Annotated in this window: 19 protein-coding genes and 2 pseudogenes; 12 read left to right on the plus strand and 9 right to left on the minus strand. The window is 70.0% G+C overall.

Translation table 11 applies throughout. The annotated features are described in order from the left end of the window. The first annotated feature begins 57 nt into the window (after window positions 1-57). The 6 genes from E1P53_RS20985 to E1P53_RS12145 all read left to right on the plus strand — a co-directional run bounded on the left by E1P53_RS20985 (window position 58) and on the right by E1P53_RS12145 (window position 6,653). Complete coding sequence (locus E1P53_RS20985; RefSeq protein ID WP_006900296.1) at window positions 58-240, plus strand: hypothetical protein; 183 nt, start codon at window positions 58-60, stop codon at window positions 238-240. Between the two features lie 60 nt (window positions 241-300). Continuing rightward, a complete protein-coding gene (locus E1P53_RS12125) occupies window positions 301-1,689 on the plus strand; it encodes a DUF6777 domain-containing protein (RefSeq protein ID WP_312029296.1) in 1,389 nt (462 codons plus the stop codon). Between the two features lie 251 nt (window positions 1,690-1,940). After that, entirely contained in the window at window positions 1,941-3,110 is a 1,170-nt protein-coding gene (locus E1P53_RS12130) for a TY-Chap domain-containing protein (RefSeq protein WP_006900293.1), read from the plus strand. Between the two features lie 184 nt (window positions 3,111-3,294). Continuing rightward, window positions 3,295-4,092, plus strand: a complete 798-nt coding sequence (locus tag E1P53_RS12135) for a hypothetical protein (RefSeq protein ID WP_131734426.1) — start codon at window positions 3,295-3,297, stop codon at window positions 4,090-4,092. 173 nt (window positions 4,093-4,265) lie between these two features. After that, window positions 4,266-5,564 (plus strand): TY-Chap domain-containing protein, encoded by a 1,299-nt coding sequence (locus tag E1P53_RS12140; RefSeq protein WP_006900291.1) that lies wholly within the window; start codon window positions 4,266-4,268, stop codon window positions 5,562-5,564. Window positions 5,565-5,693: 129 nt separating this feature from the next. Continuing rightward, a complete protein-coding gene (locus E1P53_RS12145) occupies window positions 5,694-6,653 on the plus strand; it encodes a phosphotriesterase family protein (RefSeq protein ID WP_131734427.1) in 960 nt (319 codons plus the stop codon). A gap of 13 nt (window positions 6,654-6,666) precedes the next feature. On the opposite strand, the gene E1P53_RS12150 is transcribed toward E1P53_RS12145, so the two are convergent. Then, window positions 6,667-7,467, minus strand: coding sequence for an SDR family oxidoreductase (locus tag E1P53_RS12150; protein ID WP_006900289.1), 801 nt, complete (start codon window positions 7,465-7,467; stop codon window positions 6,667-6,669). Window positions 7,468-7,691: 224 nt separating this feature from the next. On the opposite strand from E1P53_RS12150, the pseudogene E1P53_RS21135 reads away from it, so the two are divergent. Then, window positions 7,692-8,729 (plus strand): annotated as a pseudogene (locus E1P53_RS21135) (cupin domain-containing protein). A gap of 36 nt (window positions 8,730-8,765) precedes the next feature. Here the strand turns inward: E1P53_RS21135 and E1P53_RS12160 are convergent. Next, on the minus strand, window positions 8,766-9,734 hold the full coding sequence (locus E1P53_RS12160) for an alpha/beta hydrolase family protein (RefSeq protein ID WP_006900287.1): 969 nt from the start codon (window positions 9,732-9,734) through the stop codon (window positions 8,766-8,768). Window positions 9,735-9,878: 144 nt separating this feature from the next. On the opposite strand from E1P53_RS12160, the gene E1P53_RS12165 reads away from it, so the two are divergent. Beyond that, the gene (locus E1P53_RS12165; RefSeq protein ID WP_131734428.1) at window positions 9,879-11,045 is read left to right on the plus strand and encodes a polysaccharide deacetylase family protein; all 1,167 of its coding nucleotides are present in this window, start codon (window positions 9,879-9,881) and stop codon (window positions 11,043-11,045) included. A 59-nt stretch (window positions 11,046-11,104) separates the two neighbouring features. Here the strand turns inward: E1P53_RS12165 and E1P53_RS12170 are convergent, their stop codons facing one another. Further along, window positions 11,105-12,676 carry a hypothetical protein gene (locus E1P53_RS12170; protein WP_006900285.1) on the minus strand — a complete coding sequence of 524 codons (1,572 nt, stop codon included), beginning with the start codon at window positions 12,674-12,676 and terminating at the stop codon, window positions 11,105-11,107. A gap of 192 nt (window positions 12,677-12,868) precedes the next feature. Between E1P53_RS12170 and E1P53_RS20770 the strand changes: the two genes are divergently transcribed. Together E1P53_RS20770 and E1P53_RS20775 are read left to right on the plus strand one after the other, a co-directional pair. After that, complete coding sequence (locus tag E1P53_RS20770) at window positions 12,869-13,489, plus strand: FAD/NAD(P)-binding protein (protein WP_244941170.1); 621 nt, start codon at window positions 12,869-12,871, stop codon at window positions 13,487-13,489. Further along, window positions 13,480-14,340: an FAD/NAD(P)-binding protein gene (locus E1P53_RS20775; RefSeq protein ID WP_244941171.1), complete on the plus strand. Its 861-nt coding sequence runs from the start codon at window positions 13,480-13,482 to the stop codon at window positions 14,338-14,340. Before E1P53_RS20770 ends, E1P53_RS20775 begins: the two co-directional genes overlap by 10 nt. Before the next feature lie 39 nt (window positions 14,341-14,379). On the opposite strand, the gene E1P53_RS12180 is transcribed toward E1P53_RS20775, so the two are convergent. The 4 genes and pseudogenes from E1P53_RS12180 to E1P53_RS12195 all read right to left on the minus strand — a co-directional run bounded on the left by E1P53_RS12180 (window position 14,380) and on the right by E1P53_RS12195 (window position 17,356). Further along, window positions 14,380-14,814: a hypothetical protein gene (locus E1P53_RS12180; RefSeq protein WP_040526698.1), complete on the minus strand. Its 435-nt coding sequence runs from the start codon at window positions 14,812-14,814 to the stop codon at window positions 14,380-14,382. After that, window positions 14,811-15,992 carry a globin domain-containing protein gene (locus E1P53_RS12185; RefSeq protein ID WP_006900281.1) on the minus strand — a complete coding sequence of 394 codons (1,182 nt, stop codon included), beginning with the start codon at window positions 15,990-15,992 and terminating at the stop codon, window positions 14,811-14,813. Before E1P53_RS12185 ends, E1P53_RS12180 begins: the two co-directional genes overlap by 4 nt. Window positions 15,993-16,056: 64 nt before the next feature. Then, on the minus strand, window positions 16,057-16,569 hold the full coding sequence (locus tag E1P53_RS12190; RefSeq protein ID WP_131734429.1) for an RrF2 family transcriptional regulator: 513 nt from the start codon (window positions 16,567-16,569) through the stop codon (window positions 16,057-16,059). A 38-nt stretch (window positions 16,570-16,607) separates the two neighbouring features. Next, window positions 16,608-17,356 (minus strand): annotated as a pseudogene (locus tag E1P53_RS12195) (DUF72 domain-containing protein). 227 nt (window positions 17,357-17,583) lie between these two features. On the opposite strand from E1P53_RS12195, the gene E1P53_RS12200 reads away from it, so the two are divergent. Continuing rightward, window positions 17,584-18,072 (plus strand): FBP domain-containing protein, encoded by a 489-nt coding sequence (locus tag E1P53_RS12200; RefSeq protein ID WP_006900278.1) that lies wholly within the window; start codon window positions 17,584-17,586, stop codon window positions 18,070-18,072. A gap of 65 nt (window positions 18,073-18,137) precedes the next feature. Here the strand turns inward: E1P53_RS12200 and E1P53_RS12205 are convergent, their stop codons facing one another. Both E1P53_RS12205 and E1P53_RS12210 read right to left on the minus strand, forming a co-directional pair. Beyond that, the gene (locus E1P53_RS12205; RefSeq protein ID WP_131734430.1) at window positions 18,138-18,719 is read right to left on the minus strand and encodes an RNA polymerase sigma factor; all 582 of its coding nucleotides are present in this window, start codon (window positions 18,717-18,719) and stop codon (window positions 18,138-18,140) included. Further along, window positions 18,719-19,093, minus strand: a complete 375-nt coding sequence (locus E1P53_RS12210; RefSeq protein ID WP_131734431.1) for a hypothetical protein — start codon at window positions 19,091-19,093, stop codon at window positions 18,719-18,721. The genes E1P53_RS12205 and E1P53_RS12210 overlap by 1 nt, the downstream gene beginning before the upstream one ends. Before the next feature lie 271 nt (window positions 19,094-19,364). Here E1P53_RS12210 and E1P53_RS12215 point away from each other — a divergent pair, with 271 nt between their 5' ends. Continuing rightward, window positions 19,365-20,000: a hypothetical protein gene (locus tag E1P53_RS12215; protein ID WP_131734432.1), complete on the plus strand. Its 636-nt coding sequence runs from the start codon at window positions 19,365-19,367 to the stop codon at window positions 19,998-20,000.

Here is a 20,000-nt window from a genome sequence, read left to right on the forward strand (position 1 = left end):
TCCGCTCGCCATGATCGGGCCGTGACGCCCGGCGCATCGGCAGGAGGAGTTCGTGCCATGACCCATCCGCCCGGTCCCCCGACCCCGCCCGACTTCACCGCGCCGTTCGCTGCGAACGGTCCGCAGCCCGACAACCGGCGCACTCTGACGATCGCCCTCGCCGCGGTCGTCGTCGTGCTGGCCCTCGTGCTTGCGGCGGGAATCGTCTTCGTGGTCAAGGCCCGCAAGGGTGACATCTAGATCCCGGGGCTGACCCTCACCGCCGCCAACGATCCCGGGATCGCCCCGTTCACCGACCCCGTGGTCGCCGCCGGCGCCGGAGAACTCCCGGGCAACGTCGCGCTGACCGCGAACGTCGGGGCGCCCGACATGGGCGGCCGCGCGGTCAACGGCACCGAACCCGGGCTCTACGCGACGGGCGACTCGGCCGCCTGCGACACCGCCGCACTCAGCAACCGCCTGATGGCCGATCCCGCCGCCGCAGCGGCCTGGGCCGGTGTCTTCGGGATCAGCACCGCGTCGATCCCCTACTACCTCAACACGCTGACCCCGGTGGTCCTCACCGCCGACACCTGGGTCACCAACCACACCTTCGCCTCGGGCCGCGCCAATCCGTTCCAGGCGATCCTGCAGCGGGGCACCGCCGTCTACGTCGACGCCGCCGGCGTGCCGCGCGCGGTCTGCTCGTGCAGCAATCCGCTGGCCCCGCCGGCGGCCGCGCCGGTCCTGCAGGTGCTGAACTTCCTGACCGGACTCCTCGTCGAGCTGCCGGCCGGCGGATCACTCGACCTCTCCGGGCTGCCTCCGCTGACCGAGCCGCTGCCGACGCCGGCGTCGCTGAACACCCCGTTCGCGGCCGAGACCGAGGACGACGCCGAACGCAACGGCCTCGCCGCGGCGCACAACCCGGCCGCCGCACCGGCCGTCGAGCAGCGGTCCGTCGAGGACGGTGGGCTGCCGGTCGGCGCGCCCGAGTCCGATGTCCCTGCCTCCGGTGCCGATGGCACCGACCCCTCGGCTCCCGCGGCCGGCGCCGAGAGCGGCGCCCCGGGTGCCGAGCCGTCGGCACCCCAGAGCCCGGCCGCCGGGTCCGTTCCCGGTGGTTCGGAGGTTCCCGGCGCGCCCTCGGCCTCGGGAGCACCGCCGGCGCCCACCCCGACCGCCTTCAGCGGAACCGGCGACCTGATCGGGAGCTTCGAGTTCCGCGACGCCGGGGCGTCCGTCGGCTGCACCGTCCCCGCGGACGGGACCGGGACGGTCACGCTCACCTGTGGCGACGGGGTCCCGCAAACCGTCGACATGTCGGCGCTGCTCCGCCCTGCGGTCCTGGCCGCGACCGATCCGGGCGGCGTCTGGACGCTCACCCTGTCGGGGCCGGCGGGGTGCGCAACCCGTGGCGGTCGTGGCAGCATCGTGGATCGTCCCGCCGCCGGCGGTCACCACGACGACGCCCCCGCCCGCGGGGACCGAGGAGGCCCCGGCTCCGGAGGAGACCCCTGCGGAATCCCCCGCCACCTCCGAGACACCGCCGACGTCCGAGATGCCGTCGACGTCCGAGGCACCCGCACCCGAGTCCCCCGCGGCGCCGGAACCTCCCGCGGATTCCCCTCCTGCGGACCCCTCGAACTGAGCGGCGCACCGCCCGTGAGCTGCGGTTCTTCCCCGGCGCCCGGGAGAACCGTTTTCTGACTCGGACGTAAGCCCGACACCGGGGTACCGTTCGATCAGAGGATCATCGTTCGGGTCTGATCAACCGACCGACGATGTCGTCCCGGTCACCTAACCTGAACACGAGGCAGCTTCGCCCGTCGGCCATCGTGCGCCCCATCCCCGAGGAATCGCATCGACGCCCCGACACACCGCCGCTCCCCTGCGGCGCCCGCACACACCCCGCAGCACTGCGCGAACCCGCACCACCCGCGCAGGAGAAAGGAAGTCGCATGACGCCCGACTTCACCGTGGACTCGAACATCGACGACTCCTGGCGGCGTTTCCAGCACCATGTCGGCGACCGCCTCTCCGGGCTCGAGCCCGGCTCGACCCTGACCATCCAGCAGGATCCCGACATCCCCGAGGGTCCCCACGGCAGGCTCACGTTCACCGTCACCGGGGCCAACCGCCTGCGGTGCACGATCCGCGACTCCGACCTGCACCCGACCGAGGAGTACTTCACCGAGCATCTGCAGATGCTCGACGAACTCGGCTGGCGGCGACTGCGCAACGGCACCCACATCTACGAGGTGGGCCGGCGCCGCGTGGACGAACTCGCCCACGTCGCGGTGGCCACCCTCCGCCGGGTCTGGGAGGTCGTCCACCCGGCCTTCCTCGACCACTCGCCCTCGGCGCGGGCCGAGCCGCAGATCGAGGTCGCGGTCCAGCCACACGACATCGATCACCTGCGCGCGCTCCTCGTCAGCTCTCTGGAGGACCTGACCGGCTGCGAGATCCGAACCGACGCCGACGGCGACATCGCCCTGCCGACCAAGCCGGTGTCGTCGTGGCTGAGCCCGCGATCGGACTCGCCTCGTCTGGAGTTCTTCGCACGCCTGGCCGGCGACATCGCCGACACCCGGCATGCCGCCGACATCGTGGCCGCGCAGCCGACCATGGGGTCGGCGGTGCGCCTGCACCTGCTCAACGACGAGGTGTTCGCGACGCTCACGCTCGAGTGCGCCGTCTACCACCCGCACAACCTGAGCGCGTCTCTCGCCGAGTGGTTCAGCTTCCTCGCCGACTGCGCGCCGAAGATCATCGAGCAGATCACGCAGACCGAGCCGGTCCGGGCCGAGACCGACGAGCGGCTCCCGGACGCGCTGCAGACACTCCTCGAACTCGACCCCGACGGCCGATCGCTGAGTGCCCGGGAGGTCGCCAAGATCTGCCGGTACAGCCAGGCCGACATCCTGTCCTACATCCACACCTGCGAGGAGCAGTACCTCACGTGGCGTCGCTCCGCGGTCGACGCCGCAGCGGCGGCCGATTCCGCCGAGGCCGACGCCTGCCGTCACGAGGCCGACGCCTGGCGGGCGACGACGCACAACCTCCGCGCGGCGCTGCGCGTCGTCGTGCTCTCCGACGACGCACCCGATCGTCGGCCCTCCACCAAGTGACGGCCGGTGGGGTGGGCCCACGACGGGCGATCCCCCCGGTGACCGATCGCCCGGCGTCGTCCATCCGCTGAGGTAGTCCGCACGGACGATTCCGGTCCGGAGCCCGGACCGGGGCGCGTCGATTCCGCTATATCGGTAGGGAACCGGCCTCGTGGCGACCACGCGTCACCGATCGGAGGATCGCATGACCCTCATCACCGACCGACGAGCCCTCACGTTCGCGTTCCCGGATCTCGGTTCCGACGCCCGCCTGCACGTGACGTTCCGGCGCACGCCGCGCACGGCCGATCTCGACGACCTCCCCCGGCTCACCTCCGACACCACGCTGCCCCTGGCACAGGGTTCCCCCACCGGCGACGCCGACGCGGTGCTCCCGATGTGGCAGTCGGAGGCGATGTGGATCGATTTCTCCTCCCCGCACCTGCACCCGTTCCTGGTCATGATCGGCGTCGACGGCGTCAACGCCATCACCGGCACGCCGTTCACCGGCGAACCCGACTTCGACGCCGACGACTACATCGAGGTGCCGACGCAGCAGGCACTCGCCACGCACCGCCGCCCGTACGGAGATCTTCGTCAGTTCGTCCCGCCGTCCGTCCACGTCGGCCCGGACGCCGCATCCCAGGGGCACCTCCTTCAGTTCACCGTCACGCCGATGCGCGCCGAGGCGTGGGCCCGACGGCGACACCACGCCGCCGACCGCCCGGACTGCGTGCTGTGTGACATCTCGCGGGCCGAACGGATGCGAGCCGTGCCGCGGGCCACCCCCTCGCGGGTGCTCGGGCCGCTGGAGTCGCCCGACACCTGGCAACCGTCGCTCTCGCGCTCCGGCGCCGTCCTGGTCGTGAACTCGGCCACGTGGCGCGAGCTCACCGGCGGGTCCCCTCGGCACCACCCGCTGACCTCGACGGACTACGACGCCCACCGCCTCCGGTGGCATCCCACCTACAGTGAGACACCGATGCTCTCGTCGCCCATCTGACGAGGGTCGGGGCCCTCCGCGGATCTCACGTGGGTGTCAGGAAGGCGTCGTAGTATTCGGTTTCCACGCGTGTGCCGGACGGCGTTCGACCCGCCGGACACCGATCGCCGAGAAGCCCCGGAAGCCACGAAAAGCCCGGAAGCGCCGAAGACCACACACAACGAGGAGCACGGATGTCCCCCGATTTCGATGCCGTCGTCGAAGCGGCATGGCGGGACTTCACCGACACCCTGGCCGATCGCGTCCTCCAGCTCGTCCCCGGACAGACCCTCACCGTGATGGAGGCCGCCGCCGGCGGTTGGCGTCGGCGTATGACCTTCGCCGTCGCGGGTCCCGACCGGCTCCGGTGCACCATCTCCGCGGGCGACCTGACATGGACCGACAAGGACCGGTGGATGCGTCAGGCGACCCACATCGTCGACCGCGGCTGGTGCCGCCTCGAGGGCCGCAGCTCGTTCTGCTACGAGGTCGACACACGGGTCCACGGCGACCTCGCGCGGGCGGCGGTGCGCGCGCTGCGCGATGTGTGGGGCGTCATCCACCCGACCTTCGTGAGCATCGGGGATCCGTCCTATGCCCGGCACCAGTTGACGCCGACCCCCGATCTGGAGGCCACCGACCCGGAGGCCACCGGTCCCGTCGACACCGGCGCCATCGCCCGCGAGGCCCGGCGTGGCGGAGCACACGCCCTCGACCCGGAGTCACCCACCGCCGACACGATCCGATTCCAGCCCCTGCCCCGGCCCTCCGACGGACCGGTCGACAGCGGGGTCGTGCCCAGGTCCAAGAAGCACCTCGTCGAACTGGTCCGCGCGGCGATGGAGGCGGCGGGCCGGCCGGTGGTGATCAGTCCCCGCAACACGATCTCCCTGCGTACGTCGGTGACCACCCTCATGCGTCCCGCACACAACCTGAAGGCCCTGGAGATCGTCACCATCCTCAGTTCGTCGGTCCCGCCGCCGTCGGTGCTGGGGCTGCTCGTCACCGAGTTCTCGCCGCGCTGGCCGGAGATCTCGGTGGTCGTGAAAAACGGCCTCGTCTACGCGCAGCGACTCCTCGACGTCGCGGTGTTCAGTCCCGTCAATCTCGAAGCGGCGCTGCGCCACTGGGAGAGGTTCGTGCAGACCGCACGGACCGAGATGATCGAGCGGATCGAGGGCGGCCGGCATGCCGCGGTGCGGTGCCGGGGCGAGGAGCTGCCCATCGTGCTGCGCCTGCTGGTCGAATCGAAGCGCAACAACCCGAACTCCCCGCTGACGACGAACACGATCCTCGCCGCCTGCCGGCGCGATCCCCACCGCGTCTACGAGTACTTCGACATCTGCGCCGCCGAGATGCGCGAATGGATGGACAATCTCGAGGCCGCCCGGAAGAACGAGCTCGGCGAGGAGGAGATCGCGGCCTGCATCGCCGAGCACCGCGCCTACGCCGAGGTGGCACAGCTGCTGCTCAGTGCGATGGAGCTCATCTGACGCGGATTCCCCTGTCCGGCAACCGTCGTCGCGGCGATCACGAAAGCCGCCCCGCGCGCGTGTGGTTCCACTAGGGTTCGGCGCAACGGGTATCGCGACGACGCGTCTCGCCGAGGAGGTTCACGACCGATGGCCACCGTCCATACCGTGACCGGACCGATCGACTCCGCAGACCTCGGGAAGGTCCTGGTCCACGAGCACATCTTCATCGTGGGCGAGGAGTTCCGGCAGAACTATCAGGACGACTGGGACGAGGACGAGAAGGTCGCCGAGGCCGTGACCGCCCTGACCGAGCTCGAGCAGCTGGGTATCGACACGATCCTCGATCCGACCGTGCTCGGTCTCGGCCGCTACATCCCGCGGATACAGCGGATCGCCGAGCAGGTCGAGCTGAACATCGTGGTCGCGACCGGGCTGTACACCTACAACGACATCCCGTTCCAGTTCCACTACGCCGGCCCCGGACTGCTGTTCGACGTCCCCGAACCGCTGGTCACCCTGTTCACCAAGGACCTCACCGAGGGCATCGCCGACACCGGCGTGCGCGCGGCGTTCCTCAAGTGCGCGATCGAGGAGCAGGGGCTGACGCCCGGCGTCGAGCGGGTGATGCGCGCGGTCGGGCGGACCAGCGCCGAGACAGGGGCACCGATCACCGTGCACACAAATCCGCACACGCAGTCCGGACTCGTCGCCCAGAAGATCCTCGCCGAGGAGGGCGCGGATCTCACCAAGGTGGTCATCGGGCACTCCGGCGACAGCGTCGACCTCGACTACCTGATGAAGCTGGCCGACGCCGGATCGATCCTCGGGATGGACCGCTTCGGCCTGGACCTGTTGCTGCCGTTCGAGAATCGAGTCGACACCGTCGCCGAGCTCTGCCGGCGCGGCTACGCCGACCGGATGGCGCTGGCCCACGACGCGTCGTGCTTCATCGACTGGTTCGACCACGACGCCAAGGTCGCGGCGCTGCCGAAGTGGAACTACCGCCACATCAGCGAGGACGTGCTGCCCGCCCTGCGCGAGCGCGGGGTCTCCGACGCCGACATCACGACGATGCTCGTCGACGTCCCGCGCCGCTACTTCGACTAGGACCGCGAGCGGGCTACCCCTTCAGCGAGCGCTGGTAACGGCGCATGCCGCGCAGCCAGCGGTCGTAGTCGGCGCCCTTCTGCCGGTACATGTCGAGCACCTCGGGATGCGGCAGGATGAGGAACCGCTCCTCGGCGACGGCCTCGAGCACGATCGCGGCGACCTCGTCCGTGGTGAGCACCGCGCCGGCGGTCTCCACGGCCTTCTGCATCAACTGCTGGTCGGGGTTGACCTCTTCGGCCTCCGGCCGCAGCAGTTTGGTGTCGACGCCCATCGGGCACAGGCAGCTGACGCGCACACCGTCGTCGCCGTGGGTGATGTTGAGCCACTCCGCGAAACCGACCGAGGCGTGCTTGGTCACCGAGTAGGGCACGTTGCCGATCTGGGTGAGCAGGCCGGCGGCGGAGGCGGTGCTGACGAAGTAGCCGCTCCCCCGCTCGATCCACTCGGGAACCAGGCGCCGCGCCGCGCGGACGTGGCTGCGCAGGTTGACGTCGAGCACGAGATCCCACAGCGACTCGTCGGTGTCGAGGCCGCCGCCGCGGCCGATGCCCGCGTTCGCGAAGTACATGTCGACCGGGCCGAACTCCTTCTCGGCGAGGCGGACCGTCGCGTCGATGTGCTCGTCGCTGGAGGCGTCGCCCGCGATCGCGACCGCGGACTCGCCGAGCGAGTCGGCCACCTGCTGTGCCGACGGGGCGTCGAGGTCGGTGACCACGACCTTCGCGCCCGCTTCCACCAGTGCGCGTGCGAGCGCACCACCGATTCCGCCTCCACCACCGGTGACGATGGCGACCTTGCCCGCGACGTCCATGCGCTCTCCCTCGATCGTTCGGTTCTGTACAGACCTACCAGACTCCTCCGGGCCCGCTGCCACCGGGCCGAGCGAACGGTCGGTCGGTCGATGTTCGGTTCCGCCCGGCGAGCGCTTCCGACGCGGGGCACGAGCTGCGAGCCGGCGTGCCCGAACCCGTGCTGATCAGCGCCGATCTGCCCGAATCCGGGCCGGAGATCGTATGGCGGTGTCACACTGGCCCGATGACGGGTCCGACCTCGACCTCTCCCCACACCACGTCTCTGGGTCGCGCCGCCCCGGCCTTCGAGAACGACCTGGGCAGTGTGCAGGTCGTCGACGCGGAGACGCTCCCGATCCTGCGCCGCCTCTCGGCGAAGCGGATCGTGCTGCGTCCGGGGGGCGATGCGGGAACCGCAGTGGAACGTCGACGCCAACCAACTCGCCTACGTGGTCCGCGGACAGGTGCTCGTCGCGATGCTCGGCGACGTCGACGAGTTCAGCTCGTTCATCGTGGAGCCCGGGCAGATGTACCACGTGCCGTCCGGCGCGGTCTATCACATCGAGAACGTCGGCGACGAGACGGCCGAGATCGTCCTCGCGCTGAGGAGCGAACGCCCCCATCACTTCTCATTGCGGGACAGCATGTCCGCGATGACCGACGCGGTACTGGGCAACACCTACGACCTGCCGGCGTCGGCGTTCTCCGCCTTCGCGCGGCCACCGGCCGAACAGATCGTGTCCCGGCGCAGCGGCACCACACCCACGGTGACCGATCGGCTGCCCAACGCCCATCTGTTCGACGTCGAGGGGCAGAACGCGCCGCTGTCCTACGCCTACGGCTCGGCGCACCTGGCCCGCCGGCAGTTCTGGGCGGCGCTCGACGACATCTCCATGTACTCGCTGCGAATCGCCGACGACGGCATGCGCGAACCGCACTGGCATCCGGTCACCGCGGAGATGGGGATACGTGGTCAGCGGGGCGGCTCGGATGCGCGTCCTCGCCCCGGACCTGACGTGCGACGACTACGAACTGCACCCGGGCGACGTGTATTTCGTGCCGCGCGCCTACCCCCACCACATCGAGGTGCTCGGCGCCGAGGGCTTCCACTTCGTCATCTTCTTCGATCGGCCCACACCCGGCGACATTCGGCTACCGCGCGACCGCGAGCGCGTTCTCCCGCGAAGTCCTCGCCGCCACGTTCGACATCCCGGAACGGGAGCTGCCCGAGTTCCCGTTCACCCCGATCGACCCGCTGATCGTGCAGCGCCGCAACAGATGACGGTGAACCGGCGGTCCCGTGGGCGGGCCGCCGCACTCACCCCTGGACGTCGTCGACGTCGTCGATGTCGGCCGCCGACGCATCGGTGATGATGTCGAGGACCTTCGGGTACTCGGGCGCGGTCGAGGTGACCACGGACCCGTGGTCGCCGTTCGGGATCAGCACGGCCTTCGCCTCGCCGCCCTTCTTCTGCACGGCGGCGACGTAGCGGCGCGAGTTCTCCGGCGACACCATCCGATCGGCGGTGCCGTGGATGGCGATGACCGGGGTGTCGGGGTCGATGTTCTGGATCGGGTCGACCGAGGTGTACCGGTCGGGAACCTGTTTCGGCGTCCCGCCGAGGACCTTCACGATGCGGTCGTCGCCGTGGGTGGCGGCGTACACCATGTCGAGCGGCCCGGCGAGCGAGACCACGCGCGTCGGCCGGAAGGCCGGCCGCGAACCGACCTCGTCGTCCTCCAGCTTGTGCCGGGTGCCTCCCCACACGGCGAGCTGGGCGCCGGCGCTGTGCCCGACCACGAGCTCGTCGTCGGTGGTCAGCTGCGGGAAACGGCGGTCGACGGCGACGACATGGTCCAGGGCGTTGGCGACATCGCGGAACGTCGTCGGCCACCCGCCGCCGGACCCGACGCGGCGGTATTCGACGTTGTACACGGCCATCCCGCGGCCGGCGAGGTCGCGCGCCAGCGGCTCGAAGATCTGCGCACCCAACTGGCTCTGCCAGGCGCCGCCGTGGATCAGCACCACCAGCGGGATCGAGTCCACCCGCTGCTCACCGGCCGGCAGGTACAGGTCGGCCCAGTTCTGCTCCGGGTCGGCGTCCTCGGTCGGGTACTGGATGCGCTGGACGGTCACCTCGTCGAGGACCTCGACCTTCTCCGAGGTCGTGGGGTTCGCGGCGGCCGAATCCCCGGCGCGAGGCGCGGCCGGCGCCGGGTCCTCGCCACCGCATGCGGTCAGTCCGAGAAGCGCGAGCGACACCGCGCCCACGACGCCGTAGGCCACCGACGGGCGGCGATCACGTCGAGATCTGCGAAATGTCAACGAGGGGAACAAATCCGTGCCTGCCTCTCCGGCCAACAGGCCGTTTCCGTCTGCATACCCTAAGGTAAAGCGAACGCAATACCAGGGGAAACTCGATTGATCAGTATGCGCGACACGCGGACGATCGCAACAACTGCCGTCGCCGCGGTTCTCTCTCTGTTCCTCGCCGGCTGTGCGACATCGGCCCATTCGGCCGTCAGCGAGTCGACCCCGAGCATCCAGACCAGCACCTCGCCGGCCCCGCCGCCTCCGCCGACCCGTCTCGCGTCGAACGTGCCGATGAAGCGTCTCGCCCCAGGTGAGAAGCCACCCCAGTTCATCTTGTTCTCGTTCGACGGGGTGGGCGTGTCGAAGAACTGGGATCTCTTCCTGCGCACGGCAGCCGAGTCCGATGCGCGTTTCACGGCCCTGATGACGGGCCTGTATTTCCTCACCGACGCGAACAGACGCGAGTACCAGGGTCCCGGTTATCAGCCCGGCGAGGCCGCGATCGCCTTCGGCGGCACCAAGAAGAACGTGATCGAGCAGATCACCTATCTCAACCGGACCTGGTACGGCGGACACGAGATGGGAACCCATTTCGTGGGTCATTTCTGTGCCGGGACCCGCAATCCGGGCAAGTCCTGGACCAGCGCCGAATGGCGTCACGAACTGGCGCAGTTCTTCCGGCTCATGACCCAGTGGCGCGCGCTGAACGGCATCCGCACCGGACCCGACCTCGCGTTCGGTCCCGAGGTCGTGAAGGGCGCCCGCACACAGTGTCTGGAGGGGTCCATGAAGACCATCTTCCCGGCACTGCGCGCCTTCGACATGACCTGGGATTCGTCGATGCCGGCATCCCGGCCGGGCGTGTACTGGCCGACCAAGATCAACGGCATCTGGGAGTTCCCGGTGCCCTATGTGTGGTCGCCGGCGCTCAAGCAGCGACAGACCGCGCTCGACTACAACTTCTGGTATAGCGTCAACCAGGCCACCGACCGGCCCGCCGACCGCAAGCGGATCGCCCACGTCGTCACGAGCACATACGACTACATGCTCCGGCGCGCCTACGAGGGCAATCGTGCCCCACTGGTCATCGCCAACCATCTGAACACGTGGAACGGCAACGCCTTCAACCCCGCGACCGCCGCGTTCATGAAGCGTGCCTGCACCAAGCCGGACGTCATCTGCGCGACGCACCAGGACGTCATCGCGTGGATGGAGCTGCAGGACCCCGCGGTCCTCAAGAAGTGGCGGTCGATGGCGCCGGTGGCGGTGGACGCCCACCGATAGGCCACCCGGCACGTCGTCGTCGCCGACCCTCACCCGGCGCGTCCCCCGGCGCGACGGCCTCACTTCATCGTCAGCGGCACGATCGTGGTGGAATTGCCCGCGCGCACCGTGGCGGCGATCGGGTTCCAGCCGGTCCACAGGTTCACCGGGACATCGACCTTCGCCCCCGGCCGCAGGGTGATCGGGGCCCGCGTGACGGCGTTCCGGTCGGCGATGGTGTCGCTGCGCTCCACGGCGATCGAGACCTTCTGGGCGCGTCCCTGCGTCTGCAGGGTGACACCCGTCAGGGAGTTCGCGCCAACGGAGACCGCGGAACCGGGACCGATCGCCAGTTGCGAGGTGTCCACCGAGACCGAGCGCAGCGAATCCTCCGTCGCCACCTCGAAGTCGGCGGTCGTCGGGGCCGAGGAGGTCACCCGGACCGAGTGGCGCACCGGGTCGATGTCGAGAGCCGCCGTGGCCCCGGAGGGGACCTCGAGGTCGCCGACGCCGACCGCGCCGCCGGCGCTCATCGCCACGGCCCGGATGTCCGCGGTCTTCCCGGCCTCGACGCCGTCGACGACGACCCGGAATTTCTTGCCGGCCGGCACCGTGAACTGCGCCGCGTTGTCGTTGTTGAGCAGCACTCGCTGTTCGACCCCGCGGATGGGGTTGCCCGACAGGTCGGTCACCCGGACCTTCCAGTCGACGTCACCCGCGCCTCGGGCGCCGCCGTTGGTGTCGGTCACCATGACGAACGTGTCGTCGCTGCTCAGGTCGGGGTCGTGGTGGCGGGCGAGCGCCGAGGCCACCGGGATCAGGATCAGCCTGTTCTTCTGCGATCCCTGGAACAGCAGTGTCGGCTCCGACGGGTTGGTGGCCGTCGAGTAGTACCAGGTGTCGGCGGCGGGATCGACGACGACCATCTTCTCCTGGCCCGGGAAGTTGTTGTCGTAGACCACGATCCCGTACTTGCCGTCACGCAGGTCGCGGATGGCGATCGGATTGATCGCATGCCCCGCGGTGCGCTCGTCGTCGGTGTACACGGCCAGGATGTAGTTGTCGTTGCGTTTCCAGGCCGCCCGGAGCTTGCTCAGCGCCTCCGAGACGCCGACCCCGTCCTCGTACTGGTCGCTGGGCGGGAAACCCTGGGTGACGAACATGCGGGCGATCAGCTCGTCCAGCGGCGCCGACGGCGGCATGCTGTAGACGGTCTGCCAGGGCATCGCCAACGGGAACTTGTCGAGGCGTTTGGTGGCGTAGAGACCTGCCAGGGCGGCCATGCCGTAGCAGTGGCCGCCGGTCATCATGTCGTTGTACACGTCTTGCACGAGCTCGGAGACCGTGGTCGGGGAACAGATGCCGAGCACGATGCGGGCGCACACCTCGTCGCCGAACACCGCACGCATACCGTCGATGGTGAGGCCCCGCCGGTGCAGCGGACCGTTGTCTCCCCAGTTCTCGAAGGAGAACCCGTCGCGCCTGACGTCGAACCCGCTGTGTGCGACGACCTTTCCGGCGGTCGGGTCGACGACGGGTGCGGCGTCGGCGGCCCCGGTCTCGGTGACGGTGAGGGTCGCGGCCGCGGCCAACGCCAGGCCTGCGGCAGAAAGACGAACCGACGGCCGCGAATGCAACTTTCCGATGCGCATTGCCGAACATTAACCGACTTATGCGGCAAATCGTTCAGGGCTTCACGAATCTGACTTTCTCCCGGACATTCTCGTCCCGGAATTGTCGGTATGAAATACGGCCACATTTCCCCGACGAGCACGCTGTCGCCACAGGCGCGACGATCACTCCCCGGCCCCGTGCCCGCACCCGCCCGCCGGTATGAAGAATCGGTGTCCGCACGCAGCACCGCCCACCCGTCGGCTTCGGCCCCCACCGCCGGGAGCGGACCTCTCCGTATCGTCGTGGTGGGCGCCGGTGCCGCCGGATCGCTCGTGGTCTTCCATATCGCCCGACTCGTCGCCGCCGGCAGCGCCGGCAACAGCAACACCGCCGGCAACAGCAACACCGCCGGCAGCGGCGGCGACCGGCCGTCCGTCGACGTCACGGTCGTGGACCCGCTCGACCCCGTGTCGGGCCCCGCGTTCGGGACGGCCGACGCCGCGCACCTGCTCAACGTGCCCGCGTCGGGGATGTCGGTGGTGCCCGGCGAGCGCTTCGACTTCGTGACGTGGTGCGTCGACGAGGGCCTGACGTCCCCCGACGATGCAATGTACTTCTTCGCGCCCCGGAACCGCTGGGCGCGGTACCTGCGCACCCGGCTCGACGAGGCCCGTGCCGCCACCGGCGACCGGTTGCGGGTCACGCACGTGCGCTCCACCGCGACCGGGATATCCGTCGACGCATCCGGCGTCCGGGTGACCACTGCCGACGGTTCGGCCGTCGTCGGCGACCGCCTGGTCCTGGCGACCGGACTCCCCGGCGTCGGCGACGGGTGGTCGCCGTGCGACTGAGTGATCAACCCCGCTATGTCGGCGACCCGTGGCGGCCGGGTGCCCTCGACGAGGTGCTGGCCGACGACGGCGACGTGCTCGTCATCGGCACCGGCCTCACCATGGTCGATGTCGCGATCAGCCTGCTGAGGTCCGGCGCCGACCGTCGTGTGGAGGCGATCTCCCGCAACGGGCGCCTGCCCCGCAGGCACGCCGACCGCTACCTCGGCGAGGTCGTCCCCGACATCGCGACCTGGGGCGAGAGCCTCGACGAGATCCGGGCCGCGGTCGCCACCCATGTCGCGAGGGTCGAGCGGCTCCTGGGCAACTGGCGGCCCGGCGTCGACGGGGTGCGTTACCGGGTCGCCGAGCTGTGGGGCCGGCTGGGCCACGACGATCGCGCCCTGTTCGTCCGAGAACTGGCCGGGCGCTGGGGAATCCACCGGCACCGGATGCCGCCGTCGAGCGGCGTCCTCGTCGACGAGGCGCGTGCGGCGGGACGCCTGGTGATTCGCGCCGGACGCATCACCGGCGTCGAGCCGGGACCCGACGGCATCACGATTCGCACCGCCGACGACGTGCGCACCCATTCGTGGGTCGTCAACTGCACCGGGCCGCAGTCCGATCTGCGGCGCCTGGGAAACCCGGTGCTCGACTCCCTGTTCGCCAACGACCTGGCCAGGACCGACGCCCTCGGGCTCGGCCTGCTCACCGACGGCGGGCAGGTGCTCGACGCCGACGGGCGGCCCGGACCGATCTGGGCGCTCGGCTCGCTGCGCCGAGGTGAGTTGTGGGAGACCACCGCGGTCCCGGAGATCCGGGAGCAGGCGCGCGTCGTGGCGGAGTCCCTCCTCGACGACGGGCGTCGCTGAGGGACTCCGCCACGACACGGTGATCCGTCGCGCCGGTGCTCAGGTGGCGCTGATCAACACCGCGACGCCGAGCCAGATCAGCGCCGCGACCTTCACCACCTCGATCGCCACATAGACCAGATGTGCCGAGCTGCGCGGCCCCTCGTGCCCGGCCAGCACGGCATCCGAACGCCGGGTCAGCGCGGGGCGCACCGCGACGAGCTGCACGAGCAGCGCGCCGACGGCGATCCCCGCGGCGACGGGCACGGCCGGCCCCGCCCACGAACCGACGATCACCGCGACCACGACGATGACCGCCCACACGGCCTCGGCGGCGTTGAGTGCGCGGAAGACCAGGCGGCCGATCCCCAGCCCGAGCGGGAGGGTGATCCCGGGTGCCCGGAACTTCAGCGGCGCCTCCAGGAACGAGATGGCGAGCACCATGCCGAGCCACACGAACGTGACGGCCGTGACCACCGCTCCTACGGAGCTCATCGCGCACCCGCCCGCAGGAGTTCCGGACCGAAGGTCTCGTAGTGGATGCGGGTCTCGTCGACGTCGCGGTCGAGCAGGGCGTCTCGCATCGACGTCAGGAATCCGCCGGGACCGCAGAGCATGACACGGGATTCGGGGTGGATCTCGATGTCGTCCAGCGACATCCGCCCGACCCGGATGGTGTCGGAGACGATGTGCGGCGAGGTGTTCTCATACCACTGGACCAGTCGTGCGTCGGGCAGCGAATCCACCAGTGCCGCCAGCATTCCGCGGTGCGGTTGCCGGTTGCGCGAGCGGTCGGCGTGCAGCACGGTGACCGGCCGGTCGTCCCTGCGCTCGCTCAGCGCGGTCAGCAGGCCGATGACCGGCGTGCAGCCGATGCCGGCGGAGGCGAGCAGCAACGGCGCATCGTCGTCGGGCAGGACGAGATCGCCGAACGGCGTGCTCACATCGAGGACGTCGCCTTCGAAGACGTGTTCGTGCAGGTGCTCGGACACCTCGCCGGCGAGCTTGACGCTGAACCTCCAGGTGGGCTCGGCGGGCGATCCGGTGAGGCTGTACTGACGGATCTGGCGAGCGCCGTCGGCGAGCGGCACCTGGACCGAGATGTACTGTCCCGGACGGAAACCCGGCAGGTCATCGGCGACGCCGGAGAGAGTGAGGGCGATCGTGTCCGGGGAGACCTGGGTCCGGTCGGTCACGCGTGCCTTCCGCCAGACGTCACCGGCGGGCACGCCGGCGTCGGCGTAGAGCCCGGCCTCCTCGGCGATCAGCAGATCGGCCATGTCCCAGTACAACTGATCCCACGCGTCGGCGACCTCGGGGGTGACCGCCTCGCCGAGGACGTCGACGATGGCCGCGAACAGATGCTCGTGGACGACGTCGTACTGGGCGGCCGTCACGCCGAGCGAGGCGTGCTTGTGCGCGATCCGCCCGAGGATGAACCGCTGGCGGCGGACGTCGGGCTCGAGCTGGAGCCGCGCGAAGGCGGCGATCGATCCGGCCAGGGCCTGCGGCTGCTCGCCCGACTTCTGGTGCGTCCGGTTGAAGAGGTTGTCGAGCAGGTCCGGATGCGCGGTGAACAGGCCTTCGTAGAAGCGGGGCGTGATCTGCGGGAGGGCGCCTTCGACGGCGGGCAGGGTGGCCGCGATGGTGGCACGTTGGGTGTCGGACAGCATGAGAACTCCTTTGTTCACTGCTCGTGGGTGATGACTCGGCGGTCGCCGGAAGTCTTGGGAGTGGCTACGAGTCGGCTGCCGGCATCGCGCCGGTCGAGCCCGGTCCGTCGCCGCCGGTCGGGCCCGTCGGGACCCTCGGTGACAACGACAGCAGCACGGCCGAGGTCGGCTCCTGCGCCAGCTCGGCGACGGTCAGGCCGTCGAGGCTCTCGTAGAAGGCCTGCGCCGCGCGGGCGAGCGCTCCGCGCAACCGGCAACCGTGCCGAAGCGGACACGGCTGCGGCCCCTCGCAGTCGACGACCTCCCCGTCCCCTTCGAGGGAACGGGCGAGCCGGCCCACCCGCGCCTCGCGTCCGAGTTCGGTGATGGTGAGCCCACCCGACCGTCCTCGGCGCGCGTGCACGACGCCCATCTCCGACAGCCTGCCGACGACCTTGGCGACATGCGTGTAAGGGACGGACAGTTCGGCCGCGAGGTCCTTGGTGGTGAGAACGACCGGGGCAGAGGTCTGTTCGGCAGCCACCGCAAGCCGCATCACGACCCGGAGGCCGATGTCGGTGAAACGGGTCAGCTGCATGCCGCAAGTAAAACACAAATTGGTACTGGTGATACCAATTAATGAGACGTGTTCTGCCTCACTGCGATACCGGCGGCACGGGCGCGGGTGATCAGCGTCTTGGCGTTGTCAACGGCGGCACACCCGGGATCGTTGTTGACGTAGACGTAGACGTCGGCGTCCTCGTCGAAGACCTCCGTGAGCCGTCCGAGCCAGGCGTCGAGGGCACGCGCGCCGTAGCTCATCCGACGACGCGCGGTGCCCTCGTGGAGACGGAGGTAACCGCAGTCGGCAGTCCGCCACAGCGGGGTGAGGACCCGGTTGCGGCGGTCGGCCCAACAGAGCGCGGCATTGTGCCGGACCAGGACCTCCTCGACCCCGTCGGTCCACCAGGACTCGTGACGGGGTTCGACAGCGACGCGGACGTGGGGTGGGAAGAGCCCGAGCGTCGCCTCGAGGGCCTCGACCCGCGCCGGCAGATCGGGCGGGAGCTGGATCAGGACCGGACCGAGGCGGTCGTCGAGGCCGGCGGCGCGGGTCAGGAACCGATCGACCGGTTCCGCCGGATCGCGCAGGCGTTTGATGTGCGTGAGGTAACGGCTCATCGTCACTGCCATCCGGAAGCCGGCGGGCACGGTCTCCGCCCAGGTCTCGAACACCTGCTTCTCGGGTAGGCGGTAGAAGGTGTTGTTCACCTCGGCCGTGGTGAAGTGCCGGGCATAGAAGTCCAGCCACTGCTTCTGCGGCAGCTTCTCGACGCGCCGCGCCAGTCCTTGTACTGCCGGCCTGAGGTGCCGATATGGAGCACCTCGCCGATACTACGCAGATATGCCGTTGACAGACGCAACGTCTTTCCGTGACCATCGTCGACGTGCTTCTGGAGATGTCGTCGCCCACCGGGCGTGAGGAGGTCGTCGGCGCCGTGCGCGCCGACGCTTGAGTGACCTGCCCCGACAGGCGCGAGTGACCGCACCACGGCCCGCGCCGGTCGACGCGCACCCTCATTTCCTCCCACGACACCAGAGGTGTTCTCCCATGCATGCCCTCAGCGAATCCGCGATCCGCGGATCCTTCGTCAACGTGACCCTGCGCGAACGCAAGGCACTGGCACTCCCATCCGACCTCGACGAGTTGGATTGGGGGCGACTCGATTTCCTCGGCTGGCGCGACCCACGGCAGCCGCAGATCGGTTACCTCGTGATCCCCGTCGACGACGAGGCCGTGGGCGTCATGCTGCGGCTCGGCGGACGCCAGCCGCGCAACCGCCAGCTCTGCTCGTTCTGCGAGGACGTCTTCCTGCCCAGCGACGTCGCCTTCTTCAGCGCGAAGCTCGCCGGCCCCGCCGGCCGCAAGGGCGACACCATCGGCACCCTCGTCTGCTCGGACTTCGCGTGTTCGAAGCACGTCCGGATGAAGCCGCCCGCCCACATGGCCGGCTCGGACCCGGAAGCCCTTCGGCAGGAGCGGATCCTGACCCTGCAGCTTCACCTCGAGGGCTTCGCCCGGCGGGTGCTGGATCGGTAGGTCGCGGTGGATCCGGTGGTGTCCGACCCGGATTATCGGGCACGGGCGCGACCGGATCGCCCGGTCTACTCCGGTTGTGCGGCAGCGTGATCCCGCAACAGCTCCGCCAGGTGAGTCCGCGCGCGGTTGAGTCTCGACTTGATCGTCGCGACCGGAACCCCCTGATGCGCGGCGATGTCGGCGTAGCTCATGTCACCGTACTCCCGCAGGACGACGGCCTCCCGCTGGTCTTCGGACAGTCTGCCGAGCGCCTGGCGGACCGCGTCGCGCAGGGCGATCCTCTCGTCGAACCGGTCACCGCCGTCGTCGTCGACGAGCTGCACCGGCTGGTCCGGGTCGGTGAAATCGGTGATCCGGGTGTTGGGCTTGCGCTTGCGCACCACCATGAGCGCGTTGTTCGCGGCGACGCGGTGCAGCCAGGTGGAGAACCGGGACTCGCCCCGGAACTTGTGCAGGTTCTGCCACGCCGCGACCAGCGTGTTCTGGAGCGCGTCCTCGGCGTCGTGCTGGTCGGTGCAGATGTTGAGGCACACCGCCCACACATGGGTGCGGTGCGCGCCGACGAGTTGCGCGAAGGCGCGCTGGTCGCCGTTGCGGGCGGCCAGGAGCAGGGCGGTCTCGTCGATCGCCGGTGTCGTCGTGTCCATCAGAGGTCATGACCTCCGGCGCCGGGGTCGTCGCCCGGGTCGTCGAGCCACACCGATCCCGACTCGGCGCCGCCGACGTCCTCGGACAGGTCCGTCCCGGCGTCGTCGATGCCGCCGAGGTCCACCGCCTCCGATTCCACACCTGCGCCGGGAACCGTCGACAGGTCGTCGGGCGCGTCGGCCGCGAGTTGCAGGCCGTCCTCGTCGGGCAGGGTGTCGTCCATCTCCGGAACGGTGTCGGGATCGGCGGTCGCGTGCGGGTCGAACGCCGCGGCGAGGGCGGCCTCCCAGACGTCCGACGGCGGCTCCGGCAGCGCCCCGGCGTCGACACCGAACGAGGCCAGGATGGCCGACTCGTCGTCGTGCATGGTCACAGCTCCAATCGTGTGCGGGAGGTCCCGCGCGGGTGTCCGACCCCGCGGCCACCGCTGAAACGATGCTACGTCCTCGACGACGGCCGTCCCGGGTCTGATGCCCGGGTCGGTCCGTGAGGTTCCACCGGCCCGTGATGTACTCGGCGAACAGGAGAGATGCGCGTTCGCGGGGGGAGATCGACGCGCCATACGGGGTCGGGGGAACCTTTCTCGCACCCGGTGGCAACAGATTCCCGACACGCTCACCACCGAGTCCGAAAGGCGCCACAGCATGTCCGGGAACCCCAGTACCAGCAGCAGCACCCCTCCGTCCGCACCGAACGGCGGCCGGGTCCTCCACACCACCGACAGCGCCGGCAACCACGTGGACGTCCACTACGACGAGGACGGGAACGTGATCCTCGTCGAGGCCGACACCGACGGGGACGGGCGCGCCGACACGGCTGCCGCTCCCACCGCGGACGGGGGATCCGTCGTCGCCACCGACGACGACCGCGACGGCACCGTCGACCGGGTCGTGCACTACGACGCGTCCGGGGACCGGATCCGGGTCGACCACTACGAGGACAGCCGCCTCGTCGCGCAGACCCTGGACACCGATGGGGACGGGCGCGCCGACACGCTCCTCGAGGACACCGACCGCGACGGCTCCCCCGACACCCTGTCCGTCGACAGCAATGCCGACGGCCGGATCGACGCGGTCGCCGTCGACACCGACGCGGACGGACGCTACGACACGTTCGCCGTCGACACCGACCACGACGGCAGCGTCGACGTGCTCGGGCGCGACCTCGACGGCGACGGCCGGATCGACGTGTTCATCGACGAGGACGGCGCGTACGGCAGCGAGCCGTCGGACCCGTACAGCGGCGGCCACGCTCACGGCCACGACGACATCGACGTCTGA

The sequence above is a fragment of the Gordonia paraffinivorans genome, from assembly GCF_900683595.1.
GTDB lineage: Bacteria > Actinomycetota > Actinomycetes > Mycobacteriales > Mycobacteriaceae > Gordonia > Gordonia paraffinivorans.